This window comes from Psychrobacter sp. CX97 (assembly GCF_057396285.1).
Genome location: NZ_JBXYJE010000009.1, coordinates 51,298 through 77,699, shown reverse-complemented (window position 1 = coordinate 77,699; position 26,402 = coordinate 51,298). Strand labels below are relative to the sequence as shown.

Here is a 26,402-nt window from a genome sequence, read left to right as displayed (position 1 = left end):
TTTAATATAGAGGGATTTATGTACCGCTCCGTTGAAAGCCTTATTATAGACATTCCCACTATTCGCCCGCACAAAATGTCGGTCGCCACCATGCAGAAGCAAACCTTGGTATTGGTTAAAATTACCGACCAAGATGGTATTGTCGGTTGGGGGGAAGCCACCACCATCGGTGGGTTAAGCTATGGCGAAGAAAGCCCCGAGAGCATCAAAACCAACCTTGATAGCTATTTTGCCCCTTTGCTAACCAATTTACCTAAAGAACACAGCCACAATATCGCCCAAACCATCCGTTTTATCAGTCGCAATATCATGGGCAATCGCTTTGCTAAATGTGCCGTTCAAACAGCCTTACTTGACATCCAAGGTAAGCGTTTGGGTGTTTCTGTAAGCGAATTGCTAGGCGGACGCTTGCGTGACCGTTTACCCGTGCTTTGGGTATTGGCGTCGGGCAATACCGAAAAGGACATCGCCGAAGCCCAAAACATGATTGCAGCTAAACGGCACAACACTTTCAAACTTAAAATCGGCTCACGCTCAGTGCAAGAAGACGTTGACCATGTCGTTGCCATTAAGCAAGCCTTGGGTAAAGACGTCAGTATCCGGGTTGATGTCAATCGAGCATGGACACGGAAGCAGTGTATCGATGGTATTAGCCAACTGCAAACAGGCGGGATTGACTTGATTGAACAACCGTGTGCCATTGATGATATTGATACCCTAAAATTTTTAACCGAACGTTTTGATGTGGCGATCATGGCAGATGAAGCGGTGCAATACCCTATTCATGCCTATCAACTTGCCAAACAACACGCCGCCGATGTGTTCGCTGTCAAAATCGAACAAGCTGGCGGGCTTATCGAAGCCTGTGATATTGGCAAAATCGCCCAATATGAAGGCATAGACCTATACGGCGGTACTATGCTTGAAGGATCAGTCGGAACCATTGCTTCAGCTCATGCCTTTAGTACCTTTAGCAACCTTGCCTATGGTACAGAGCTATTTGCGCCATTGCTTTTGACTGAAGAAATCTTAAAAACCCCACTAACTTACGAGAACTTTCAACTGGTCGTCCCGACTAGGGCAGGCCTGGGCATTGAGCTTGATGAAGCTAAAATAGATAATTTGCGCCGTCAATAAACACTGAATAAATTAGGAGTTACTATGCTGTATCACGTAAAAATGGATGCCAATATTCCTATTGATTTTAATGAAAAACTCGCAGCAGATATCAAAGCTACCGAATAAGCCTACTCGCAAGAGCTACACCGTCAAGGCAAATGGCGTCATCTGTGGCAGATTTCGGGGTAGTATTCCGATATCAGTATCTTTGATGTCGAAAGCAACGATGAGCTTAACACCATCTAGCAAGCGTTACCGATATATAAGTTTATGACAATTGAAGTCACTCCACTTAATCGCCATGCATCATCGATCCGTCACGATGACAGCTAATTGTTAACTCAACAATAAAAAAGATTTTATTGTTATTAAAAACTACTTTTATTAGAGAAGGACTTAGTATGAGCCATAATGTTGCTTTACAATTTGAAGATGGGGTCACCAAGTTTATCAACGTCAATGACGGTGAGTTACTTTCGGATGCGGCGTATCGTCAACAAATCAACATTCCCCTTGACTGCCGTGATGGGGCATGCGGTACTTGTCGAGCCTACTGTGAATCGGGGCAGTATGAAATGGACGAAGATATGTACATTGAAGACGCATTGACTGCCGATGACGCCGCCAAAGGCTATATTTTGGCGTGTCAATGCAACCCAACATCCGATATGGTTGTACAGGTTTTAGCGTCATCAGAATCCTGTCAAACCCAAACACATACCTTTGAAGGCACATTAACCGCTTTGCATAAAATCTCTGATTCAACGATTAGCTTTGAGATAACGCTGGATGAAGGGCAACCTGAGATTAGTTTCTTATCAGGTCAATATGTGAAAGTCGCCATACCAAATACCGATGAACATCGATCTTATTCATTTAGTTCAAAACCCTTACATCGCAAAACCAGCTTTATTGTTCGCAATGTACCAAATGGCAAAATGAGCAGTTTTCTGACCGATACCGCCAAAGTCGGGGATAAAATGCAATTTAATGGACCTTATGGCAGTTTTTATTTGCGTCCAATTGTCCGACCGACCTTGATGTTGGCAGGGGGTACAGGGATTGCCCCGTTTGTATCGATGTTAAAAACGCTAGATGAAAAAGGCTCAGAACATCCGGTTCGTTTGGTCTTTGGTGTGACCAATGATGATGATTTTGTGGATATTGAACGCCTTGACGCCTTTAAAGCCGCCCACTCTTGGTTTGATTACCGAACCGTTGTTGCCAGTGAAGAATCTCAGCATGAACGTAAAGGCTATGTGACCGCCCACATTGAAGATGGGTGGCTCAATAATGGCGATGTCGATGTCTATCTGTGCGGACCCGTAGCGATGGTAGATGCAGTCAAAGGTTGGATGGATGGCAAAGGTATACAACCTGCCAATTTCTTTTTTGAAAAATTCTCTGCCAACTAATTTTATCGTTTTTAAAAACGTATTAAGTCAATAATTGAGTCAAGCCAAGCATGGCAACCAAAAAACATTTAAATAAGCGTTTTGAAGACAAAGTCGTTATCGTCACGGGGGCTGCCCAAGGCATTGGTCGGGGTATCGCTTTACAAATCGCTCGTGAGGGCGGTCAAGTCGTGTTGGTTGACCGTTCTGATTATGTTGATGATGTATTAGACGAAATTAAAACCCATAAAGGCAAAGCCATCAGCCTAAAAGCCGACTTAGAAACCTTTAGAGGGGCAAGTGACGTAGTTAAACAGGCAGTCAAAAAATACGCTCGGGTCGATGTGCTTATTAATAATGTTGGTGGGGCAATTTGGATGAAGCCGTTTGATGAGTTTAATGAAGACGAAATTATTAAAGAAGTTCATCGTTCGCTATTTCCCACTCTGTGGTGTTGCCGTGCCGTACTACCGCAAATGATAGAACAACAGCAAGGCGTGATTGTCAATGTGTCATCAATCGCGACACGGGGGATTAACCGTGTACCCTATTCGGCCTCCAAAGGTGGGGTTAATGGCTTGACCGCTGCCCTTGCTTTTGAACATGCTAAAGACGGGATTCGAGTCAATGCAGTCGCTACAGGTGGTACGAATGCCCCACCTCGCAAGGTGCCACGCAATACCAATCCACAGACAGACGATGAAAAAGTCTGGATGCAGCAAGTGGTTGAGCAAACCGTTGAGCGTACCTTTATGAAACGTTATGGCACAATTAATGAGCAAGTGGCAGCGATTCTGTTTTTGGCGTCAGATGATGCGTCATATATTACGGGTACGGTATTACCTGTGGGTGGCGGTGACCAAGGCTAAATTATTGATAGGCGTATTGAATACGATCAATGGGTAAATGAACGTTAGCACATTGCCAATGGATATAAGATGTAATCCTTGTCCAATATGATAGCGAACATTGTCACCATGGACTAAAAAAACGTTACATCAGTGGGATGGTAAAAAGCTCTGCACCTAATCATCCCTACCGCATTGAAGAATTGGGGCAAGACGTGGTTGAATTGCTTGTCCACTTAGAAGTGAAAAAAGCCAATTTCTGCGGGATTTCGATGGGGGGCTTAACTGGTCAATGGCTTGCTATCAATCGACATGAATATTTTGATAAAGTCATTGTTAGTAACACCGCTGCCAAAATTGGGCAACAAGGTGCTTGGCAACAACGTGCCGATAGTGTGCGACAAAACGGCTTAAAACCTATTGCTGATACCGCAGCCAGTCGTTGGTTTACTCAAGATTTTATTGAAAATAATCCAGATATCGTTATAAAAATGAGCGACGATTTGGCAAAGGGTAATGCGGATGGCTATGCCAACTGCTGTGAAGCATTGGCGAAAGCGGACTTGCGGGGAGATTTAGCCAATGCCAAAGTTCCAATGCTAGTGATTGGTGGTGAACAAGACCCTGTAACCACGGTTGCAGATGCAAAGGCTATCGTTGATAAAGTACCGAATGCCCAACTTGCGACAATCGAGGCATCGCATATTGCCAATATTGAACAACGTCACGCATTTAATAAACTTATTAAGGAGTTTATCTGACACAATTGTCTGATAAGCAGTATCTCACCTGAATCAATAAAACAAGACTATGCGTTAAATTGGATAAAACTTTGGAATAATCGGATAGTAATACATCAAAAAAAAGCCTTTAATGATAGAAACGACTTTAAAGGTCCATATCAATAGTTAAGCAAGGAGTCTAAAACATGGAACAAGTTAACCAAACCCAGTGGCGTAAAGTTATCGAAAATAGCGTTGATTTTCGGCCTAATGATGGGGTATTTCGCATCTCACGTGATATGTTTACCCAAGAAGAACTTTTTGAATTAGAAATGGAACATATATTCGAGAAGGTATGGATTTATGCCTGTCACGAAAGTGAAATTCCCAATAATAATGATTTTGTCACGGTACAAATTGGGCGTCAGCCAATTATTGTGAACCGCGATCATCAAGGTAACCTAAATGCCATGGCCAATGCCTGTGAACATCGCGGTGCAACCTTAACACGTAGCTCTTGTGGCAATAAATCTACTTTTACCTGTCCATTTCATGCCTGGTGCTATAAATCAGATGGTCGTTTATTGAAAGTAAAATCCCCTAAAGAATACCATGCAGAATTTGATAAAACCAATCACAACCTGAAAAAAGCTCGCGTTGCAAGTTACCGTGGCTTTGTGTTTGTCAGCTTAGATATCAACGCTCAAGACACGTTAGAAGACTTTTTAGGTGACGCCAAGATTTTCTTAGATATGGTGGTCAATCAATCACCGACAGGTGAGCTAGAAGTATTGCCTGGTAAATCTGCTTATACGTTTGCAGGCAATTGGAAATTGCAAAATGAAAACGGTTTAGATGGTTACCATGTTAGCACAGTGCATTATAACTACGTGGCCACCGTACAACACCGTAAACAATTTAAGCAAAAAGAAGATGATGCTGATACCTTAGATTACAGTAAATTAGGCGCAGGGGATGACCAAACCGATGACGGTTGGTTTACTTTCAAAAATGGACATAGCGTATTATTTAGCGATATGCCCAATCCTACAGTACGCCCTGGGTATAAGGATGTCATGCCAAGATTGCAGGAAGAGTATGGCGATGAGTATGCTACGTGGGCTATGCACCGACTTCGTAACCTCAATTTATACCCAAGTTTATTCTTAATGGATCAAATCAGTTCACAATTGCGTATTATTCGCCCAGTTGCGTGGAATAAAACCGAGGTTGTGAGTCAATGTATTGGTGTGAAAGGCGAAAGTGCAGAGGCGCGGCGTAATCGTATTCGTCAATTTGAGGATTTCTTTAATGTTTCTGGTATGGGAACGCCGGATGATTTAGTTGAATTTAGAGAGCAACAACGTGGCTTCCAGGCACGCCTAGAAAAGTGGAGTGATATCTCTCGTGGCCATCAAAACTGGCTATACACACAAGGAAAACATGCTAAAAACTTGGGTATCAGCCCTGTTATTACAGGGACTGAGATTACTCAAGAAGGTCTATATGTGAACCAACATGGTGAATGGCAACGTTTGCTTTTAAAAGGGATTGATCAGAAAGCAGATCAATGAGACGGTCAATAAATCATGCAAATTAAGGCGAACTAATACACCTTTTAAGCTAAATATTATCGTTAAGCATAAACAAGGAGGAAACCATGTTGCAAAATTTAACAATACAAGATTTAACGTTCAAGGTTACCCAGTTTTTAAACGAAAAATCAGAATTTTGTGATAACTATGATTGGGATAACTACTTAGCGTTATATGATGAAGATAGTAGCTATCATGTACCCCAGTGGATTGATGAGCATCGCTATGTGGAAGACCCAAATCAAGGGCTATCGTATATCTATTATGCCGACAGGACAGGACTTGAAGATCGGGTTTTTCGCATTCGTACAGGCAAGGCCGCATCCGCCACGCCACTCCCACGAACGTTACATATGATTAGTAATATCAGAGTAAAAACACTACCCGACAACCTTGTTGAAGCAAAAGTAAATTGGCAAACACTTTACAATCGTCAAGGGTTAGAAGGCACCTTCTATGGCAGGGCGACCTATATCCTACGACCAGAGCAGGATAGCTTCCGCATTCTTTCTCAGCACACTGTGTTACTTAATGACAAGATTGACTCGGTTCTCGATTTTTACCATTTGTAATCGTATTGTATAAAATCGATGGTGGCAAAGTGCAACTATCGATTTTCTAAAAATTTTACAGCAGCCTAGGATGGCTAAAATTAAAGAAACACAACAAGATTATATTAAGCAGGATGTCATGGAAAGATTAGATGTGCAACAATATATCGATGAAAACAAAATGTCGGCATTACAATGGTTTGTTTTTATCGCTGGTGTTTTGATTATTTTTGCTGATGGTTTGGATGCGGGCGTCATTGGTTTCGTGGCTCCATCTTTGCTCCAAGAGTGGGGTGTCAGTAAAGCTCAATTAGCGCCTGCATTGAGTGCAGCCCTAGTGGGTATGTCAATTGGCGCATTGGTTTCAGGGGTTTTGGCGGACAAATTCGGTCGTCGTTGGGTAATTAATATCAGTACAGCTTGGTTTGGTATATTTACCCTTTTAAGCGCATTTAGCACAGGGCTAAATGATTTAACTGTCTATCGCTTCTTGACTGGATTAGGGCTAGGTGCTGCGATGCCAAATATAGCCACACTAGTTGCAGAATATATGCCGAAAAGAAATCGCGCCAAAATGGTAAATTTTGTGATTTGTGCCTTTCCGCTTGGCATTACGGTGGGCGGCTTATTAGCATCAAAAGTTATCCCAGTTTCGGGTTGGTCACCTATGTTTATTTACTGTGGCATTTTCCCGATTGTACTAACAGTTGTTTTGATCGCCATGCTACCAGAATCAATTCCGTATTTGCTAAATCGTGCTAAGCAAGATGCTGCTAAAAAACTTATGTTGAAAATTACTGGCAATCCTGCAATCAATCAGTCTGAGTTATTTATTGATTCCACGGTTCAGCAAGAAAATTCAGCAGTTCAGCAAGAAAAGTCAGGATTAAGTTTAATTCTATCACCAAGTTATCGCTTAGGCACAATGATGCTTTGGCTTTGTTGTTTTATGAGTTTGTTGGTGTTTTATCTCCTAACAAGTTGGTTGCCAATAATGCTCAATCAAGCGGGTTTTAACACACAACAGTACAGTACCCTTGCTGCTATCTTCCCATTTGGCGGTGTATTTGGTGCCATTATAATCGGCTATCTGATGGATAGTTTTCGTCCGGTCAGCACCATAAAGATTACTTATTTTATTGCCGTTATATTGTTTGTGTTAACGAGTTTTTTTACCAATAATATTTATTTATTAGGGTTTTTTATCTTCTTATGTGGCAGTACAATTGCAGGTGCACAGTCATCATTACCAACATTAACTGCTCTCAATTACCCTGTCCAAGGGCGCGCTTCAGGGGTATCATGGATGCATGGTATCGGGCGTATCGGAGCTATCTGTGGTGCGTTATTCGGCTCACAACTACTAGCGTTTAACTGGGGTTTAGGCAAATTGATTTTAATTCTTGCTCTACCCGTCTCGATTGCCGCTATTGCACTAGTCATTAAATCACGTACTACTCACTCAAAGTTAACTGTAAATGATGCGACGCTATCAAAACATTAATTAAGCAAGATATCACTAATGCTTGATAGTAGTGATGAATTTAAACAGTATTAAAACTTCAAAAAGCACCAAAAGTATACTTTTGGTGCTTTTTTTATATAAAAAAATGAGTGTTGGATTAACAGCTTGACACAAAATTTGCACATACAAATATGGTATTTATTAAGCTATAATACAAATATATTAAAGTAATATGATGATTTTGCATTAATGAAAAAAAGTTCGAAGGGAATTCGTTATTTCTATAGCTATCGAAAAGGGGGGTTTAGTTATACTTCTCATTAAGCTCATGATTTTATTTTCATGACCTGTGGCTATTATCTACTAAGTACCTAAGTAGTGTATATTTTTAACGTATAGCCAGCGAACTACTAAATGGGTACGGCGTTAACCACATTAAGCCTACTCCAGTAATACTTGTACTCAGTCGCCTTGTAACCATTTTAGACTTCTTTGACTATAATAATTGTAAGAGATACGAGGATGTTGCATTAATTAACAAATAGGCCGAAGGGAATCCGCTATGTCAGTAGCTATCGACAAAGGAGTGTTAAATTTTACTTCTCAATATGCCCATGACGCCCATGATGTTATGTCCAAGATCTGTGGCTATCACTCGCTAAGTACCCAAGCAAAGCATTCATTAGACTTTCGTTATCAAGGGGTTATTCTACCCTATAATCGTATTGGCATAGGCACCATCCAATATGGGGCAGATGTGTGTATCGATATTTCAACACTTAGATCGTACAGTATCAGTTTACCTTTCTATGGCAAACAATATTTGACATATGATGGAATTACTTATCAATCTGATAAAAATAATGCGATTATTGTTTCTAATTCAAGTGAGCAAAGTTTAATTATCGAAGAAAACTGTCAGAAGCTTCAGTTTGTCATACCTGAGCATAGACTCTCTAAGGTTTTATCCTCACTAATCTCAGCACCTCTTAGCGAGCCTGTTACTTTTTCGCCAATTATGCGGATTGATAATCATAGTTTGAATAAGCTATGGTGGCAAAATGTTGAGTTATTTGTAAAATCGCAAATTATCACTGGTAATCCGAACCTACATTTTTGGACTGAAGACTATGAAGACTTTATGATCAAAGGCTTACTATTGTCGCAAGATCACAATTATTTTGATATGATTCAGCAACAGTTATTGACTGAAGAGCCGGCGTATTTAGTTAAGGTTAAGCGGTTAATATTACAATATTCAAAAGATAAGATTAGCATTGAAGATATTTGTCGCCAAGTGGGTGTCTCTAAATCCAAATTATATCAAGAATTTAATTGTTATTATGGTGTCAGCCCCATGGTTTTTTTGAAAAATCATCGACTTGACCAGATCAACAAGGTGTTAACAGCGCATCAGCATAGAAACTTATCTATATCAAAATTGGCTCACGAATGGGGATTTAACCACTTAGGGCGCTTTTCTCAGGAATATAAAAAAAGATTTGATGAAACTCCCCGTGATACACTTAAAAACAAAGCAGTTCTATAATTTATAATAATCTAACTTTAACTCCTGCGGTTAATCTAGTGGTGAACTGTCGCAAAATTTGCGACAATTGCTTCTTTCTTGAGTTCGCCTTCTTTAAACACATTATTAATGTGCTTACCGACTGTTTTAACATCTCTATCAAACAGCTCTGCCATTTGTTGGCGATTAAGCCAGACACTATCGTCTTCAAACTGCACTTTGATATGAGCTTGCCCATTATCCAAGTCATATATCTCTATGCTTGAGCTGACATCGTTTTTCACATTATTATGTTTCATTATTGCTACCCTTCGGGTTGTTGTCCTTTTATTTACCATGCTTTATTTACCATGCTTTATTGACTATGATCTTTAGAGTCCAACTAATGCAGTCCATCTACCACAGCAAGTATAGCAACCCTTGACGCTTCGCCCGTATTCATTATATTCAGCACGTACTGCTAAACAATATCCCCTGACAGACGAAAGTTAAACTACTGAAAAAACTGGCCTTAAAAGTCGGGACGAATCACCAATTGATTGAATGTCTTGTTGGTTGTCTAAACTTAATACTTCGATATTGCCTGCATCAAAATTAGCCGTGATATGCATCATTGTTCCTTATTATTTTAGTTGCGATTCAAACTATTTTGAAAAAACGTGTGCCAGTATGTGAGTGCAACACTCCGCTTAGCTATGGCTCAATATTATTAAAAATGCTATAGTAACCTTCTTATTATATGGCTTATTATATGGCTTATTATTTAGCTTATAACGTGGCTTATTATTCAGCTTGTGTTTAGCTAATTACTCACTTTTATCAGACACAACCCCCACTACCTTTGCAAACTTATATGGCTTCTAAATTTAGAGGTTCTTTATTTAAATGCTTTCTAAAATTTAGCGGGCTGCTAATTGGCTCGAGTTATATTAAAATATTTAATCTACATTATTCATTATTCTATTCCAACGAAGAATCGTTAAGCCCTTCAATTTCATTTCTATATCCGTTTATTAGGTCGTTTATGGCATTTGTTCACCTTGGTCTTCACAGTGAATTTTCAATCACTGATTCAATCATTCGCATTAAACCGCTAGTAAAAGCAGCTTCAGCAGATGGACAGATGGCGCTTGCTTTAACTGACTTATCAAACCTGTATGCCACTGTCAAATTTTATCGTGCCTGCTTAGGCGCAGGTATCAAGCCTATTATTGGTGCAGAGATTATTTTGGACAATGAATCCACTCGATTAACCCTGCTGGCGATGAATAATGAGGGTTATAAAAGCATTACCCGTATTGTATCAGTTGGCTTTACTGAAGGACGTATGAACTCAGAAAACAGAGGGGTTCCTATCGTTAACAAACAGTATCTTATAGATAATAGTGACGGCGTCATTATTTTATTAACTGAAAAGTCTGACGTTGGTCAAGCACTCTTAGGAGCCAACCCCGAGCGGGCAAATGCGCTTATTGCAGACTATCAAAGTGTATTTTTAGATCGATTATACTTTGCTATCAAACGCACAAACAGAAAAGATGAAGATACATTTATTGAACAAGCAATTTCCTCAGGGTATCAACATGGCATTCCGATAATAGCTCATAACGATGTTCGATTTTTAAATCAAGAGGATTATGATGCTCATGAAGCCCGTGTTTGCATCGCCTCCTCCTATGTACTTGCTGATCCTACGCGACCACGCGACTACTCAAATGAGCAATACCTTAAAACTCAGCAGCAAATGACTGAGCTGTTCAACGATATTCCTCAAGTTATCGATAATACCGTGTCATTGGCTAGACGTTGTAACGTTACTTTAACGCTGGGTATTAACGTCTTACCTGAGTTTCCCGTACCTGAAGGCGAAACCATTGAGTCATTTTTTCGTTCAGAATCTCAACGTGGTCTAAATGCGCGTCTCGACAAACTGTATCCCAATGATGAGCGTGATGACACTTGGCCAGAGATCCGCAAACCCTATGATGAACGCCTAGAGCACGAACTAGGCATTATCATATCCATGGGCTTTCCTGGATATTTCCTTATCGTGATGGACTTTATCCGTTGGGCAAAAGCCAATGGCGTACCTGTAGGTCCTGGTCGTGGGTCTGGTGCAGGCTCGTTAGTCGCCTATTCCCTTAATATTACAGATTTGGACCCTCTGCATTATGACCTGCTATTTGAACGTTTTTTAAACCCAGAACGTGTGTCAATGCCAGATTTTGATATCGACTTTTGTATTGAAGGTCGTGACCGAGTCATTGATTATGTCGCCAGTCAATATGGCCGTGAAGCAGTTTCCCAAATTATCACTTTTGGTACGATGGCGGCAAAAGCAGTCGTACGTGACGTAGCGCGCGTACAAAGTAAATCATATGGCTTGGCCGATAAAATCTCAAAACTTATTCCAAAAACACCAGGGATTACTCTATCAGATGCCTTAGCAGAAGAGCCGCAACTTAAAGACTTGTTGTCTAATCCAGACAATATGGATTACGAGGATGCTAATGAAATTTGGGAGATGGCGTTAAAGCTTGAGGGTATAACCCGTAATGTGGGTAAACATGCCGGTGGCGTTCTTATTGCTCCCAATAAGATTACCGATTTTAGTGCTATTTACTGTGATGAAGAAGGCCACCGAGTTAGCCAATTTGATAAAGATGATGTTGAGGCCGTTGGGCTAGTCAAATTCGACTTTTTGGGTCTACGTAACTTAACCGTGATCAATGCTGCGGTCAAAAATATTAATCTCCGCCGACAACGTGAAGGAAAACCTCCGCTTGAGCTGGATGATTTACCACTGGATGATGCGGGTGCTTATAAGCTATTACAAGATGCAAAAACCACTGCGGTATTCCAGTTAGAAAGCTCTGGGATGAAAAAGTATCTGGCCAAGCTTAAACCAACCAATATAGAAGATGTTATCGCCATGTGTGCGCTTTATCGTCCTGGTCCGCTAGATGCAGGTATGGTAGAGATGTACATTGACCGTAAGCACGGCCGCGAAAAAGTAGTGTATGACCACCCTAATCTTGAGCCTATTTTAGCCAATACCAACGGCGTTATAGTATATCAAGAACAGGTCATGCAAATCTCTCAAGTCATGGCAGGGTACAGCCTAGGCGGTGCGGATATGCTACGCCGTGCAATGGGTAAGAAGAAACCAGAAGAGATGGCCAAGCAGCGTGATATTTTTGTAACAGGTGCAACCGAACAAGGTATTGATCCTGTCATATCAGGTGGTGTATTTGATTTGATGGAAAAATTTGCAGGCTATGGTTTTAATAAATCTCATTCTGCTGCATATGGTGTACTTGCCTATCAAACCGCTTATTTAAAGCACTACTATCCTGCGGAATTTATGGCAGCGGTTTTGACATCAGATATGAACAATACGGATAACGTGGTGTTCTTTATTAATGATTGCCGTGAAAACTTTAAACTAACCGTTGACAACCCTTCGGTAAACCGTAGTGAGTGGCATTTTGTATCAGATACTCCCACAAATATTATTTATGGACTTGGTGCCATTAAAGGGGTTGGTGAGGGTGCGGTTGAGTCTATTGTAGACGCTCGCAAGTCAGGTGGTAAGTTTACCGATTTATATGACTTTTGCCGTAGAGTGGACACCAAAAAAGTCAATAAGCGAACCCTTGAAGCATTAATAAAATCTGGCTGCTTCGATGATTTTGCTACCACTTTACGACCCGACCTTGATAGTGACCACCACTACGAAATACGCGGCGCATTAATGTCACAACTGCCGAGTGCTGTGCAAGCTGCTGAGCAAGATCGGCAGAACTCCGAGCTTGGCATCATTGATCTATTCAGTGAATTAGATAGCGCAACCACTGCCCCACCATTACCGACAGGTAGTGACCTTATCTGGGGGGACAAACACCGTTTAAAAGCTGAAAAGGACACCTTAGGTCTTTACTTAACAGGCCACCCTATAGACCAGTATCGCAAAGAGGTATCCGTCTATACCTCTAACAATCGCTTAGATAGCCTTGAAGACACAGGATATAACGGTACTACCCTGTTCGCTGGGCTTATTATGGATATTGCAAACTTTGGTAATCGTATTGTTATTACCTTAGATGATGGTACTGCACGTATGGAAGTCAGTTGTTATGCTGAGCGTTTCAGCCGAATTAAAGAAAAGCTTAAAATAGATGACGTTATTGTCATTAAAGGTAGTATCCGAGACAAAGATGGCAGGATTTTTGCAAGGTTAGAACATGCATATACTTTAATAGAATGTCGACAACGTTGGGTTAAAAAAATAAGTATTAAAATAGACAGTGAGGACGCTACTTTACTTGATTCTTTAAAACCTCTACTAAAACCAGCACAAAAGCATTTAATACCTGCTCAAATTCTCGATGGAGGTATAGAAGATTTAAATAGTCAAGAAGCCTCTAACACTTATTACGACATAGATGATCAAAATACTAAAGTAATTGATAAAAATTCATCTATGAACCCTAACGATGGTTGTATCCCGATTGGGCTCAATGTGTTTACTGAATACGCCATAGCAAATGTTGCCCTAAATGATGATTGGCGCTTGTACCCAACAGATGACAACCTCATGGAATTGCACAAATTAGTTCCAGTCGATAATTTATATTTTCATTATGCATAAAATCAAGCCTCTAACTAAAATTAATAATTTAAGCCAGGTTTTTTATGGATGCTACCTATCAAGATACGACAACACATATCGATGATGATTTATTTGAAGAGATGCGCGAGCTATTAGATGAGGAGTTCGATGATTTAATTAAAGATTATATACAGTCTAGCTATAAGTGTATTGAGCGATTAGCCGATGCATTTGCTGACAATAACAATCGAGAAGGTTTTGAGGTAGCTCATAAAATCAAAGGCGCTAGCGCCAGCCTAGGTTTCTCTAAGCTAACGATTTTATGTAGCATCATGCAAGATACTTGTCGTAGAAATGAGATTCATGAAGCAGCAGAACTTGTCTCTCTTATTCAACAAGAAATTATTACAACAAATATAGAGATTGAAAATAGGTTAAACTAACCTTAGACTAACGCTGAACCTATTATTTATAGCTGTTAATTTATGACTGCGCCTTCAAAAAAACCACACCCTAAATTTTCCTTAAAAAACCAGACTAAAATTGACACTTTAAATAGAATAAAAATTGTATTAGTCAATACCACCTTACCTGCTAATATTGGTTCTGCAGCTAGAGCCATGTATACGATGGGTTTAACGGATCTAACCGTGGTTGACCCGAAACGCCCTATTGACGACTCCAGCATCTCACATGCTGCGGGCGCACAAAAAGTTTTGGAAAACTGTCAGGTTGTAAACACAATTGATGAAGCCATCAGCAACTCTCATATTGTATTTGCTTCCAGTAGCCGACAACGTCACATCCCTAAACCGGTTATAAACCCATCTCAAGCCGCTCAAATAATACTAAATCATTCTATAGCGGATGCAAGCTTTGCAATTTTATTTGGTAGAGAAGATAGAGGCCTGACTAATGATGAGCTAGCATTAGCGGATTATCATATTCAAATTGATGCCAATCCTGATTATCCTGTCCTAAATGTTGCTTCAGCCGTTCAGGTTATATCCAGCTTTATATATAGCGCTTTTATGACTGACTTGCATCCAACTCACAATGAATTTAGCGATGATATCACTCATCTTTTACCCCTACCCCTCAATCAAATAGATCAATTCAATCAAGCCGACCATGATAATTCCGAATATGATGCCATTAACAGCGCAAAATTACCCACTATTGATGTCATTATTCGTCAAAATTGGGATGTACCCGCTATTAACCACGACCAAAAAATGAGCTTGCAGTCTAGAATTATCAATCTCATGCATCAGTTAGATCTTGTGGATAGCACTCACCATGATAAGTTAAATGACCTGCCCTATCGATTATCACGGCTTGTTTCACGTTTACAACTAGATCAAAAAGAGTATGAGCTTTTAAATGCTATCATCGCTAAGATAAACTTAAAGCTCTAACTTTCGAGCGAATATTGGTTGAATCCAGCCCACTCTCATTCTAAGATAAACATCTGAACCTTTTATCAATCTCAGGAACGAGTCTCAAAAATCAAGCGCAATAGCCAACTAATCATGTAAGATATACCTTTCAAACCTCAAATTTTATTAAGATACGACCATGAAACTAATTCAAGCCTTACGTCAAGCAAAAGCTGCTTTAAAAGAAGACATTGACTCAGTATTTGATCGAGACCCTGCAGCCCGAAACAGCATTGAAGTCTTATGCACTTATCCTGGTATTCATGCCATCATTATGCATCGAGGCTCGCACCATCTTTGGAATCGCAACAAACGTTTGTCCGCATTAGCCTTATCTTATTGCACCCGAATGGTAACCGGTATTGAGATTCATCCCGCTGCGAAAATTGGTCGACGCTTTTTCATTGATCACGGCATGGGGGTTGTTATCGGTGAAACCGCTGAAATTGGCGATGATGTTACCCTGTATCATGGCGTAACGCTTGGGGGCGTATCGTGGAATAAAGGTAAGCGCCACCCTACTCTTGAAGACGGTGTCGTGGTTGGTGCTGGTGCAAAAGTGCTTGGGCCTTTTACCGTCGGTAAAAATGCAAAAATTGGGTCTAACGCAGTTGTGGTAAAGTCTGTACCCGAAGGAGCAACAATGGTTGGCGATGTGGCGCGTATGATTAACAAAAAATCTGATTCTTCTGATACTGTTAAGTTCAAGGAAACAGATAATAAAGATACGCATATTGAACAGACAAATAATGTCCAAACCACTGTCAAATCTCAACCAAAAAACAGCACCAATGAAAAAAATACGGCACTAAGTTTGGATGATTGTGACAAAAAACGTCTAAATGTTGATGACTTGGATTTTAGTGCTTACGGATTAAACCAAAATTCTGAAGATCCAGTGGCTGAAGCGTTGAATAAAATTCTAGAGCATTTACAGCAGTCCGAATGCCGAATTGAAGAGCTACAAAAAGCTATCAGAAAACTAGATCCTACTTTTATACCCAAAAAATCTAAGCAGCTTTCTGTAGATGACATTGAAGCAATCAATAAGTAAGAACCTGTATTCACAATACCTATCATTGGCTATTCTTGCTTAAAGTAAATCACTACTTCGTTGCAATTAGGATTAAATAAAATGACTCTTCAACCAATTTTGCCTCGTATTGACTTATTTTATTCAAAAAACGTCCTAACTTTAGTGTATAAATACAGGTTCTAAAACACTTTAGTGGTGAGTAGTATTTAGCACACAGACTGTTTGATTAGATAATTATTTTGTTTATAAGAGAGTTATTTCAACGCTCCTTTTTGTAGCAACTCCTCAATACCTATCCATTCATGTTTTTTAAATGGATAGCGTTTCTTTATAGCAATCAAACCCAGACTTGTCTTAACGGCTAAAACATCGATATCAATTGGAATTATTTTATATTGAGGCTTATCCAAACCATCTGTGTGTATGGATGTCGCTTTGTTTCCAGCTTCAGTTTTGACTATGGATTCTATCAACTTACACTGCTGTGTGACATCAGTAATAAACTTTGTGGAATTATTCTCTGAAAATACCAAATAACCACACTGATTGGTATAGTCAGGTCTAGGATTATCAATAGTGGCGGTATAATCAGGGTTCATAAATTCAGATGACCAGACTGCTTGCTGGTAAACATTCTCTAGTTCTTCTCTGGCAACTCTCAAACTCAGTGACGCATTTTTACTATTACTACCCAATGCCACTATCATGCCCTCGATAGGTATAGAATCAATTTCAATGAGTGATTTAATACCTACAAATATATGACAGATATCATCAGGGACAGTGTTTATCAAATCACTAGCATTACTTACCAGTTCATCTCTGTTACTTATTAGGATGCTTTTACCTTGGCTATTTTGAAAGTTGGGTATTGTATTTAAGCTCATCAAAATATCTTCCAAATAATACAGATAGAGACTGACAAATTATAGTGGATGACTATTATTTATAATCATTTTTATCATATTTATGTTTTTTGGCGGGTAATGCTCACGGAAACACAGTCTGCTCCAGGGATTGCCGTTGGTTTAGCAACAGTTACTTCAACCAACGAAGTATCATAGTGCGTAAGTAACCTACTGGCTATAATATCAGCCAAACGTTCGATAAGCTTAGCTTCGGCATCAATACACCATCTTGTTATGTCGTCACAGACACTTTTGTAATTAATGGCATGATCAATGTCATCTGATTGAGCAGCCTTTTCAGTATTTGTATGTATTGCAACATCTATCAATAAAGGTTGGGTTATGGTTCGCTCCCACTCAAACACGCCAATGATAGCCTCTACTTTAAGACCGCTTATTTTAATTGTATCTGTATTATTCATACTGACTACTTCTTATTCAAATCTAGAAAATTATTGAAAGTTATTGAAAGTATTTTGGCTTAACTTCTTCTAATTAGTCACTGTTTATTAGTCACTTTTTAAAAAAACATGTTTTAATGGCTATTTTAAGGTCAATGATAGTTTAATCTGGCTTATTTAATGGTTTAGGCTAGTTTGATCATTTGCTAACTTTTCTGCTGCCAATTTCTTTAATACTTTGCTGGGACGATTCTGCCATAAATCAATACTAAATATAACCAAACCTACCCAAATCAGGCCAAATACCATAAGACGTTTACTATCAAAGGGCTCATTATAATAAAATACAGCCAATAAAAAGATTAGCGTCGGCGTTATGTAGTTCATGAAACTTAAAATACTAAACGCTACCATTTTTGTCGATTTATTAAAAAGCAATAAAGGGATTAAGGTTATAGGGCCTGCAAGCATTAAAAACCAAATTTTATCGCTTAACCAAAATGATAGTGATGAGCTTGCGACCTCAGCAGTCATAAACCACCAGATACAAATGGGCACCAGTAATGCTGTCTCTATAAATAGGGCATCCACAGCTTGCAATGGGGTACGTCGCTGCATTAAACCGTATACGCTGAATGACGCTGCTAAAACAAGAGAGATCCAAGGTAGATTACCGAGCATAATGACTTGAATAATAACTGAGGACACTGCTAGAGCAACAGCCACCAATTGCAATGGACGCAAGCGCTCTTTAAGAAAAACTAAGGATAGCAATATCCCCAGTAAAGGGCTAATAAAGTAGCCTAAACTTGCCTCCAAAATTTGGTTTGCATTTACTGCCCAAACATATACCAACCAGTTAGCTGTGATAATGAATCCAGAAATAAAAGTAATACCTATTAGACGTGGATTGGCTTTGAGCACACTTACCCAGCTCCATCGTTTATTAACAATGAGGACAATGAGTAAACAACAAAATGTCCAAACTATGCGGTGTCCGATAATCTCTATGGCATTATAATTACCCAACTGCTTAAAATAAAAAGGAAAACATCCCCAAATTAAAAACGCGGCAAGTGCAGTCACGATGCCTTTACTGGTTGTTTGAATGATGGGCGTCTTTGGTAAATTTGCTGTTTGATTAGTAGGTTTTGTTAGTGACATAGTGATATTCCTAGCCATATAATGTTAGTGCTTCAAAAACCTATATATTAGAGTTAACTCAAAACAGTAAAGCCACCCAAGCAAGGGGTGGCTATCAAGGTCAGTATCCTGTATAAGCAATAAAGAAACTAATCTTAACTATACAAACGACCTTATAAACTTCTTATAGCGATATTCATGCCTATTTTATTTGATAATTCTGCAAATTGTGGAAAGCTAGTATTGACAGTTTCAGTCCCCTGTATGGTAATAGTATCACTCGCTCTTATACTAGCTACAGCAAAGCTCATAGCAATGCGGTGATCATGATAGGAGTAAATTTCGCCACCACCAAATATTGCATCATGCTCGCCAGCTGTGCCTTTTCCTTCAATGATAATGCCATCTTCAGTTACCGTACAATCAACACCTAATTTAACAAGCCCTTCTGCCATTACCATAATACGATCTGACTCTTTTACTCTAAGTTCTTTGGCACCTGTAAGGATGGTTTGACCAGACGCACAGCTGGCGGCAATAAATAACACAGGAAATTCATCGATAGCCAGTGGTACAAGCGCTTCGGGAATATGAATGCCTCTTAGCTGAGCCGATTTAACGGTTATATCTGCCACAGGCTCGCCGCCAACAAAACTTTCATTAGTTAAGGTAATATTAGCCCCCATTAGTTTTAAAATATCAATAATCCCAGTACGGGTTGGGTTCATGCCAACTTGAGTAATAGTTAATTCACTGTCCTTAGCAATACTGCCAGCCACCATAAAAAATGCGGCTGATGAAATATCTGCTGGTACTGCAATATCGCAAGCGGTTAGTTTACCCCCACCATTAAGGCTAATGGTATTGCCATCAACTTCTACCGCATAACCAAATGCGCTTAACATACGCTCGGTATGATCTCGGGTAATTTCGGGTTGCTTAATCGTCGTTTTACCCTCCGCCCATAGACCCGCTAACAAAAGACAAGATTTGACCTGAGCAGATGCCACAGGCATATCATAAGTAACACCGTGGAGCTTTGACCCTCGCTTATCACTGCCAGTAATACTTATTGGTGCTGTACCCTTCTCGCCTGTTGTCTGCAACATAGCTCCCATTTGGCGTAAAGGTTTAGCGACACGCTCCATAGGACGCTTAGATAGGCTAGCATCACCTGTCATAACGCTATCAAAGGTTTGGGCCGCTAAAATGCCAGATAACAACCGCATACTGGTGCCTGAGTTACCCATATATAGCGGTGTACGGCTTGGTCTTAAACCATTAATACCGACACCATGAATGATGACTTGACCATTTTCTGGCCCTTCTATCGTTACCCCCATGTCTCTAAATGCCTGTAGAGTGGCTAACGCATCCTCTCCTTCCAAAAATCCAGTAACCTTAGTGATGCCTTCTGCTAAACTGCCTAGCATAATACTCCGGTGCGATATCGACTTATCGCCAGGAACTGATATTATCCCTTTGACTTGAACACTTGGTGTAATAATGTAAGCACTGGAAGTTGATTTATGATTAGACATAGATTTATCCGTAGTCGAAGGTTCCGACAAAGTTGTTGTATATGGGGTGCTGGTAAGCATATGACCAAAGTGTTTTCGCGCAGATTGCGCTCTTCCAAGTAGACCTAAAAGCTCAGTCGATTCTTCATTGTCTATGAGATGACGTAGCTTAGCCAGATACTCGCTGTACTCATCAAGCGCATTAACTAAGGCGTGCTTATTAGCAAAAAAGATATCGTGCCACATTACAGGGTCGCTTGCAGCAATGCGGGTAAAATCTCGGAACCCACCTGCAGCATAACGAAAAATATCCATATTATCATCATGACTGGCCAACTGGTCAACTAAGTTATAAGCCAATAGATGAGGTAAATGACTCGTATAAGCAAGAATTGCATCATGGTGTGCAAGATCCATTTTCATTACCGTTGCACCAACAGATTCCCATAGGTTTATAATACTATCAATCGCATACTGTGAAGTCGTTTCAAGCTCACACACGATAACACTATGGTTAACAAATAGGTTGCCTTGACGGGCATGAAAGCCAGACAGCTCCGCCCCTGCAATTGGGTGTGCAGGTACTAGCCCCGAAGGTAGGTTGGTAAATATCGATTTAGCGGCATCCACTACATTTTGCTTGGTGCTGCTGACATCACTAATAATACAATCCTGATTTAATATGCCTTGATCAATAGCGCACTGTATGTCTGACAAAACCTGAGGTACTGCTTTGACAGGTACAGCAATAATCACACAATCAGAGCCACTAGCAACGTGTTCTAAAAAAGCACCCCCTTCATCTATGACCGATTCGGCAATGGCAGCTTCAATACTTGGTGCATGTTTATCAACTGCGACAATACGTTTTGATAGTTCCCGGTCTCTTATGGCTTGTGCAAGACTGGCACCGATAAGTCCTAGACCAATAATACAAACTTGCTCAAACAACATACACTCTAAACCTTACATGGTAACAACACTGTTTTATAACAGTAGCTAATAACAACTGATAATGCTACGACAAACAATGGGCTTAACTTAATAGTGAGGTATCTTTTATTAATGACGCCTATTACTATTCACTAAGCTCGATGATTTACTATGACTGTGTTTAACCACCATATTAAACAACGGGCGGTATTCATACCAAACTGTTAATACCAAACTGAAATAAGCTAAAAAATAGAGCCACAATATAGCTCCTTAATGACCTACAAATATCCAAGATATTAAGATTAAAAGATATGTATCTAATAAGACTCAAGGGTATCGCGTAGGGTATCAATCAAACGTGTATTATCCTCTGGAGTGCCAACCGTAATGCGTAGCCAACTATCAAGACCATATCCAGCTAACATTCGCACAATAACACCTTGTTCTAGTAATGCCTGATAAATACCTTTTGCATCGCCAACATTGACCATCACAAAATTGGCATGCGATTTAATATATTCTAACCCCAACCCATCAAACTGTTTGCATATCCAGCGCATCTGACCATCATTGATTTTCCATACCTTGGCAATAAAGTCTTGATCACCAAGTGCAGCAATGGCAGCAGATTGCGCCACTAGACTCACATTGAAGGGTTGGCGAATCCGGTTCAACATATCCGCTATTTCAGGATGACTCAAGGCATAACCTACTCGCAAACCAGCCAGACCATATGCCTTTGAAAAGGTACGAACAATAATAACATTGTCAAACTCATCGATAAGTGCACGATTATTACTCTCTGGCGTATACTCAATATAAGCTTCATCAAGAACCACTAAAATATGACTGGGTATTTGTTTTACAAATTTACGAATCTGCTCGCCAGTTAGTAGTGTACCTGTAGGATTATTAGGATTTGCTATAAACACTAACCGTGCATTTTCAGTATTTTGTATAGCCTCAAGCATAGCATCTAAATCATGCCCATATCTCTTGGCAGGTACTTCTATGCCAGTTGCGCCTAACATTTTAGTTACCATTGAATAAACGATAAACGCATATTCGCTATAGATAATGGCATCATCATTAGCAACAAAAGTACGGGCAATGATATCTAATAAATCATTTGAACCATTGCCTAAAGTAATTTGATCAATATTGGTATCAGTGTAATCAGCAATGGCCTGCTTTAAGTAATAAGCATTACCATCGGGATAACGAGCCAGCTGACCTAATTGCTGAGTAATCGCTAAAGTAACATAAGGCGAACATCCAAGAGGATTTTCATTGCTGGCCAACTTTAAAACATCACTTACCCCGTATTCACGGGTCAACTCCTCTATGGGCTTACCTGTTTGGTATGCCTTAAGATCTAGTATACTGTCGTAAGCGGGTGTGGCAAACGTTTTATTACTCATAGTTCTACCTAAAATATTGAAGATTAAGGGCTATTTTTATTTTGAAAATATTGAATATATAGGGTGTTTAGCATGACCTTACCCATAAATCATTAGTTAGCAGATTACCTTAACCAAACACCAAGACCAAATACCAAGACTAATCCTCACGTTATCATCCACTTTACTGAATAAGTCATGATCAAAGAGTCACTAACTTTAAATAACGGCTTTAGGATAAGACCCAAGTACACGCACTTCTTTAACGATTGGTTTAATTTCTTCAATCGCCGCTTTTACATTGTCGTCATCAATATGACCTTCCATATCTATAAAGAAGACATAAGCCCATTTGTTTGGACGCTCTGGACGAGTCTCAATACTGGTCATTGACACACCGTGTTTGGATAATGGCTGTAAAATCTCGATCAAAGCACCCGCTTTATCATGGGCTGAAACGACAATGGAGGTCTTATCAGCGCCAGAGGGGGCAATATCTTCATGACCAATAATTAAGAAGCGGGTGGTATTGCCTGGGTTATCTTCAATATTTTCATGAAGTTTATGCAAATTATATTCAGCAACAGCAACGTCACCTGCGATAGCGGCAGAGTGCCATTCGTTTTTTAAACGTCTTGCCGCTTCACCATTACTTGAAACCTGTACACGCTCTACATTGGGGTAGTTAACATCTAACCAATGCCGACATTGAGCCAAAGACTGTTGATGTGAATAAATACGACTTAGGCTGTCAACTTTAGTGTGTTCAGCAACCAAAAAGTTTTGATGAATAGGCAATTCCACTTCACCGATTATCTTTAACGATGATGCCAGAAACCCATCAAGTGTATGATTAACTACCCCTTCAGAAGAGTTTTCAACCGGAACAACACCATATGCTGCTGAGCCTGACTCAACCTCACGGAAGACATCGGTAATCGTGGTTAAAGGTACTGTTGTAGAAGCCTTACCAAAATGTTTGAGTGCGGCTGCATGAGTGAATGTACCAACAGGACCTAAAAATGCTATCTTCTGAGGTGCCTCCAAGTCTAAACATACTGACATAATTTCACGAAACAGACGTGCCATTTTTTCATCGCTAATGGGGCTATCTGATTCTTGATTGCGGCGCATAATATTTTTCAACACTTGAGCTTCTCGCTCAGGCCGATAAAAAATAGGATCTGCTTCCGCCTCGTTAGCATTTTCTTTTTTGAACGCCGCAACGCTTTGAGCTATTTTAGCGCGTTGACTAATAAGCTCAAGGATACTACCATCGACACTATCAATTTGATCTCGAAGCTCAGATAAGGATTGCGTTAGAGCCGAATCACTACTATTTACGTGGTTATTTATACTATTATCAGTATCGTTTTTTGATTGTGAGGTCATAAAAAAGCCTATGGGTCATGTTATGATAATTTTTAAAAGTGACTGCTTTAAAACTGCCTATCTTTAAGTTTAAGGCGATTATTTTTAAAGAAAGAGACCGTTTTTAAAGTGACTAAATAAATCTTATATTATTTTACACTCATTTATTTAAACTATACCAAACTTATGGCCTGTTTTGGTAGCAAGGTATTTCACAAAAAATATAAACTGACAATATTTAAAAAAAGTCATCCTTTTTTAGTTACGTTTTAATAAAATTAAGATTATATTTATGACCATATGTATGGTTATCAGTATTTAGTACTTTCAATAACATGACCACCTTTGTATAGTAGCAATTTTTTAGCATCTGTTTTTCCATGCTGAGTAAAATGCTAAGTAATAAGCACTAAAGCCAAAACCACTTACTAATTTAGCACGCTTAAAACTCTACAAATAACTATTCACAAAGTTGGACACAGTGATATTGTTTATTGAAGTGCGGTTTTGTTTATTGAAAAGATTATAATCGATTATAACCTAATAGGAATTTATAATGAGCGCCTTATCACAATTAAAAACCATGACAACCATTGTTGCCGATACAGGCGACCTTTCGGCCATCCAACGCTTAAAGCCTGTCGATGCTACTACCAACCCGAGTTTAATCACTAAGGCATTGACTCATCCTGACAAACAGGCCATGTTATCTGATACGCTAAACCGCTTTTCTAACCGTGGCGACAGTATGATTGATGATGTCATTGACAACTTAACTATACAGGTGGGCTGCGACATATTAAATCTTATAGAAGGTCGTGTCTCAACTGAAGTTGATGCGCGTCTTTCATATGATACTGAAGCTACCATTGCAAAGGCCCATGAATTTATGGAAGCGTATAATCGAGCAGGTGTCGATAAAGAGCGTATTTTGATTAAAGTTGCTGCGACTTGGCAAGGTATCAAAGCCGCTGAGCAACTCGAAAAAGAAGGTATCCATTGCAACTTAACCTTGATTTTTGGTCAGCACCAAGCAGTAGCTTGTGCTGATGCTGGCGTAACGCTAATTTCACCTTTCGTTGGACGTATTTTAGATTGGCAAAAGCGAGAGCAAAACCGTCAAAATATTCCACCAAGCGATGATATGGGTGTGCAATCAGTCAAACGTGTTTATCAATACTACAAACAACACGGTTATAACACCCAAGTTATGGGGGCAAGTTTCAGAAGTATCGATCAAATATTAGCGTTAGCAGGGTGTGACTTATTAACCATTGCCCCTAATCTATTAGATGAGTTAGCCGCACTGGACATACAAGTTGAGCAGCAACTCTCCACAGATATGAGTAGTGAGACCATGCAAAAAGTCAGCTTAGACGCTGATACATTTAGTGCCGCCTATGAGCGAGATAGCATTACTCAGACGCTATTGCCTAAAGGCATTGAAGGTTTTATTAATGCAAGAGACGAATTGACAGCAGCACTGCTAAAGCTTAGCAAATAACCCTTACTCTGTTTTTAAGTTGCTTTAGCATAAATAATAATATGTTTGGTATCGTTATCATCCTTTGGTTGTAAAATAAGTGAAAGCTCTATATGAATACATATAGAGCTTTCTTAATTCATACTTAATGCACATGACATATGATAAGTGAAGGTGTGGGGGCTTTTATAGTAGTTTAAATTTTATGGTTTAAAATATCTCAATTATCGCCAACGTGAAGCCAATTTATACTCTATATATCTTTCTATATATCATTATTTGCATAATAACGATTGCTGCTTAACTAAAATTTATCTCTCTTTAATCCTCATAGTCTAAAGAAGCACTCATACTAGGCCTACCCTAACCTTCTAATACTGAATAAACAGGTACAGGAAACTCACTATGTAAATCTACTAAGTCAAGCAACACCAACACACCAGCAACATCATGTCCGGCATCAACACATAACTGATAAGCCGTGTTCAACGTACCACCCGTTGCCAATATATCATCCACTAACAACACTTTTGATTTCTGTAAACCATCTTGTATTTCTAAGGTATCAGTACCATATTCTAAAGCATAAGACTTATTGGCGACTGGAGGCGGTAGCTTACCGGGTTTGCGCAATAAATACATTCCTTTACCCAATCGACCTGCCAATAATCCTGCAAAAATAAATCCACGAGCTTCAATGGCAACCATGCAATCTACCTCATCTAATAAACCTTCAGGCAAAACCGCTAGCATCTCGTCAATGACAGCATTGACATGATGGCGCAATAGTGGCGTAATATCATAAAAATCTATACCCGATTTCGGAAAATCATGAACAGTACGAATAATATTCCAGAATTCGTGCTGTGTTGCTTCAGATGTATTAGGTTCTGTCGTATTTAGCAAGTTGGTCATAAAGTGGCCTAAATAA

Annotated in this window: 21 protein-coding genes and 1 pseudogene; 14 read left to right on the top strand and 8 right to left on the bottom strand. The window is 39.6% G+C overall.

Annotated elements, in window-relative coordinates:
• Positions 1 to 18 precede the first annotated feature (18 nt).
• The 9 genes and pseudogenes from AC2SLL_RS08705 (at position 19) to AC2SLL_RS08665 (ending at position 9,243) form a co-directional block, all read left to right on the top strand.
• Positions 19 to 1,137: a muconate/chloromuconate family cycloisomerase gene (locus AC2SLL_RS08705; protein WP_486531301.1), complete on the top strand. Its 1,119-nt coding sequence runs from the start codon at positions 19 to 21 to the stop codon at positions 1,135 to 1,137.
• Positions 1,138 to 1,161: 24 nt separating this feature from the next.
• A pseudogene (locus AC2SLL_RS08700) lies at positions 1,162 to 1,452 on the top strand (muconolactone Delta-isomerase family protein).
• Positions 1,453 to 1,520: 68 nt separating this feature from the next.
• Positions 1,521 to 2,534 carry a benzoate 1,2-dioxygenase electron transfer component BenC gene (gene benC, locus AC2SLL_RS08695; protein ID WP_486531300.1) on the top strand — a complete coding sequence of 338 codons (1,014 nt, stop codon included), beginning with the start codon at positions 1,521 to 1,523 and terminating at the stop codon, positions 2,532 to 2,534.
• Between the two features lie 50 nt (positions 2,535 to 2,584).
• Entirely contained in the window at positions 2,585 to 3,382 is a 798-nt protein-coding gene (locus AC2SLL_RS08690) for a 1,6-dihydroxycyclohexa-2,4-diene-1-carboxylate dehydrogenase (protein WP_486531299.1), read from the top strand.
• A 137-nt stretch (positions 3,383 to 3,519) separates the two neighbouring features.
• Positions 3,520 to 4,122, top strand: coding sequence for an alpha/beta fold hydrolase (locus AC2SLL_RS08685; protein ID WP_486531298.1), 603 nt, complete (start codon positions 3,520 to 3,522; stop codon positions 4,120 to 4,122).
• Between the two features lie 167 nt (positions 4,123 to 4,289).
• The gene (antA, locus tag AC2SLL_RS08680; protein ID WP_486531297.1) at positions 4,290 to 5,657 is read left to right on the top strand and encodes an anthranilate 1,2-dioxygenase large subunit; all 1,368 of its coding nucleotides are present in this window, start codon (positions 4,290 to 4,292) and stop codon (positions 5,655 to 5,657) included.
• A gap of 86 nt (positions 5,658 to 5,743) precedes the next feature.
• The gene (antB, locus tag AC2SLL_RS08675) at positions 5,744 to 6,250 is read left to right on the top strand and encodes an anthranilate 1,2-dioxygenase small subunit (RefSeq protein WP_486531296.1); all 507 of its coding nucleotides are present in this window, start codon (positions 5,744 to 5,746) and stop codon (positions 6,248 to 6,250) included.
• A gap of 118 nt (positions 6,251 to 6,368) precedes the next feature.
• Complete coding sequence (locus tag AC2SLL_RS08670; RefSeq protein ID WP_486531345.1) at positions 6,369 to 7,733, top strand: MFS transporter; 1,365 nt, start codon at positions 6,369 to 6,371, stop codon at positions 7,731 to 7,733.
• A 523-nt stretch (positions 7,734 to 8,256) separates the two neighbouring features.
• The gene (locus AC2SLL_RS08665; RefSeq protein WP_486531295.1) at positions 8,257 to 9,243 is read left to right on the top strand and encodes an AraC family transcriptional regulator; all 987 of its coding nucleotides are present in this window, start codon (positions 8,257 to 8,259) and stop codon (positions 9,241 to 9,243) included.
• A gap of 35 nt (positions 9,244 to 9,278) precedes the next feature.
• On the opposite strand, the gene AC2SLL_RS08660 is transcribed toward AC2SLL_RS08665, so the two are convergent.
• The gene (locus AC2SLL_RS08660; RefSeq protein WP_486531294.1) at positions 9,279 to 9,521 is read right to left on the bottom strand and encodes a virulence RhuM family protein; all 243 of its coding nucleotides are present in this window, start codon (positions 9,519 to 9,521) and stop codon (positions 9,279 to 9,281) included.
• A 725-nt stretch (positions 9,522 to 10,246) separates the two neighbouring features.
• Here AC2SLL_RS08660 and dnaE point away from each other — a divergent pair.
• The 4 genes from dnaE (at position 10,247) to cysE (ending at position 16,327) form a co-directional block, all read left to right on the top strand.
• The gene (gene dnaE / locus AC2SLL_RS08655; protein WP_486531293.1) at positions 10,247 to 13,873 is read left to right on the top strand and encodes a DNA polymerase III subunit alpha; all 3,627 of its coding nucleotides are present in this window, start codon (positions 10,247 to 10,249) and stop codon (positions 13,871 to 13,873) included.
• Between the two features lie 44 nt (positions 13,874 to 13,917).
• Entirely contained in the window at positions 13,918 to 14,277 is a 360-nt protein-coding gene (locus tag AC2SLL_RS08650; RefSeq protein WP_486531292.1) for an Hpt domain-containing protein, read from the top strand.
• A 42-nt stretch (positions 14,278 to 14,319) separates the two neighbouring features.
• The gene (locus AC2SLL_RS08645) at positions 14,320 to 15,252 is read left to right on the top strand and encodes an RNA methyltransferase (protein ID WP_486531291.1); all 933 of its coding nucleotides are present in this window, start codon (positions 14,320 to 14,322) and stop codon (positions 15,250 to 15,252) included.
• Between the two features lie 160 nt (positions 15,253 to 15,412).
• Entirely contained in the window at positions 15,413 to 16,327 is a 915-nt protein-coding gene (cysE, locus tag AC2SLL_RS08640; protein WP_486531290.1) for a serine O-acetyltransferase, read from the top strand.
• 236 nt (positions 16,328 to 16,563) lie between these two features.
• On the opposite strand, the gene AC2SLL_RS08635 is transcribed toward cysE, so the two are convergent.
• The 6 genes from AC2SLL_RS08635 to pheA form a co-directional block, all read right to left on the bottom strand.
• On the bottom strand, positions 16,564 to 17,196 hold the full coding sequence (locus AC2SLL_RS08635) for a hypothetical protein (protein ID WP_486531289.1): 633 nt from the start codon (positions 17,194 to 17,196) through the stop codon (positions 16,564 to 16,566).
• A gap of 80 nt (positions 17,197 to 17,276) precedes the next feature.
• Entirely contained in the window at positions 17,277 to 17,639 is a 363-nt protein-coding gene (folB, locus tag AC2SLL_RS08630) for a dihydroneopterin aldolase (protein ID WP_486531288.1), read from the bottom strand.
• Positions 17,640 to 17,795: 156 nt separating this feature from the next.
• Entirely contained in the window at positions 17,796 to 18,782 is a 987-nt protein-coding gene (gene rarD, locus AC2SLL_RS08625) for an EamA family transporter RarD (protein WP_486531287.1), read from the bottom strand.
• A gap of 152 nt (positions 18,783 to 18,934) precedes the next feature.
• Positions 18,935 to 21,235, bottom strand: coding sequence for a bifunctional prephenate dehydrogenase/3-phosphoshikimate 1-carboxyvinyltransferase (locus AC2SLL_RS08620; protein WP_486531286.1), 2,301 nt, complete (start codon positions 21,233 to 21,235; stop codon positions 18,935 to 18,937).
• Positions 21,236 to 21,534: 299 nt separating this feature from the next.
• Positions 21,535 to 22,638 (bottom strand): histidinol-phosphate transaminase, encoded by a 1,104-nt coding sequence (gene hisC, locus AC2SLL_RS08615; protein WP_486531285.1) that lies wholly within the window; start codon positions 22,636 to 22,638, stop codon positions 21,535 to 21,537.
• Positions 22,639 to 22,836: 198 nt separating this feature from the next.
• Entirely contained in the window at positions 22,837 to 24,009 is a 1,173-nt protein-coding gene (pheA, locus tag AC2SLL_RS08610) for a prephenate dehydratase (RefSeq protein ID WP_486531284.1), read from the bottom strand.
• Between the two features lie 535 nt (positions 24,010 to 24,544).
• On the opposite strand from pheA, the gene AC2SLL_RS08605 reads away from it, so the two are divergent.
• On the top strand, positions 24,545 to 25,492 hold the full coding sequence (locus tag AC2SLL_RS08605) for a transaldolase (protein WP_486531283.1): 948 nt from the start codon (positions 24,545 to 24,547) through the stop codon (positions 25,490 to 25,492).
• A 342-nt stretch (positions 25,493 to 25,834) separates the two neighbouring features.
• On the opposite strand, the gene AC2SLL_RS08600 is transcribed toward AC2SLL_RS08605, so the two are convergent.
• Entirely contained in the window at positions 25,835 to 26,386 is a 552-nt protein-coding gene (locus tag AC2SLL_RS08600) for an adenine phosphoribosyltransferase (RefSeq protein ID WP_486531282.1), read from the bottom strand.
• Positions 26,387 to 26,402: the final 16 nt, after the last annotated feature.

Coding starts and splice junctions, on each gene's coding strand:
- AC2SLL_RS08705 (WP_486531301.1), top strand. CDS start 19: ATGTACCGCTCCGTTGAAAGCCTTATTATAGACATTCCCACTATTCGC.
- benC (WP_486531300.1), top strand. CDS start 1,521: ATGAGCCATAATGTTGCTTTACAATTTGAAGATGGGGTCACCAAGTTT.
- AC2SLL_RS08690 (WP_486531299.1), top strand. CDS start 2,585: ATGGCAACCAAAAAACATTTAAATAAGCGTTTTGAAGACAAAGTCGTT.
- AC2SLL_RS08685 (WP_486531298.1), top strand. CDS start 3,520: ATGGTAAAAAGCTCTGCACCTAATCATCCCTACCGCATTGAAGAATTG.
- antA (WP_486531297.1), top strand. CDS start 4,290: ATGGAACAAGTTAACCAAACCCAGTGGCGTAAAGTTATCGAAAATAGC.
- antB (WP_486531296.1), top strand. CDS start 5,744: ATGTTGCAAAATTTAACAATACAAGATTTAACGTTCAAGGTTACCCAG.
- AC2SLL_RS08670 (WP_486531345.1), top strand. CDS start 6,369: ATGGAAAGATTAGATGTGCAACAATATATCGATGAAAACAAAATGTCG.
- AC2SLL_RS08665 (WP_486531295.1), top strand. CDS start 8,257: ATGTCAGTAGCTATCGACAAAGGAGTGTTAAATTTTACTTCTCAATAT.
- AC2SLL_RS08660 (WP_486531294.1), bottom strand. CDS start 9,521: ATGAAACATAATAATGTGAAAAACGATGTCAGCTCAAGCATAGAGATA.
- dnaE (WP_486531293.1), top strand. CDS start 10,247: ATGGCATTTGTTCACCTTGGTCTTCACAGTGAATTTTCAATCACTGAT.
- AC2SLL_RS08650 (WP_486531292.1), top strand. CDS start 13,918: ATGGATGCTACCTATCAAGATACGACAACACATATCGATGATGATTTA.
- AC2SLL_RS08645 (WP_486531291.1), top strand. CDS start 14,320: ATGACTGCGCCTTCAAAAAAACCACACCCTAAATTTTCCTTAAAAAAC.
- cysE (WP_486531290.1), top strand. CDS start 15,413: ATGAAACTAATTCAAGCCTTACGTCAAGCAAAAGCTGCTTTAAAAGAA.
- AC2SLL_RS08635 (WP_486531289.1), bottom strand. CDS start 17,196: ATGAGCTTAAATACAATACCCAACTTTCAAAATAGCCAAGGTAAAAGC.
- folB (WP_486531288.1), bottom strand. CDS start 17,639: ATGAATAATACAGATACAATTAAAATAAGCGGTCTTAAAGTAGAGGCT.
- rarD (WP_486531287.1), bottom strand. CDS start 18,782: ATGTCACTAACAAAACCTACTAATCAAACAGCAAATTTACCAAAGACG.
- AC2SLL_RS08620 (WP_486531286.1), bottom strand. CDS start 21,235: ATGTTGTTTGAGCAAGTTTGTATTATTGGTCTAGGACTTATCGGTGCC.
- hisC (WP_486531285.1), bottom strand. CDS start 22,638: ATGAGTAATAAAACGTTTGCCACACCCGCTTACGACAGTATACTAGAT.
- pheA (WP_486531284.1), bottom strand. CDS start 24,009: ATGACCTCACAATCAAAAAACGATACTGATAATAGTATAAATAACCAC.
- AC2SLL_RS08605 (WP_486531283.1), top strand. CDS start 24,545: ATGAGCGCCTTATCACAATTAAAAACCATGACAACCATTGTTGCCGAT.
- AC2SLL_RS08600 (WP_486531282.1), bottom strand. CDS start 26,386: ATGACCAACTTGCTAAATACGACAGAACCTAATACATCTGAAGCAACA.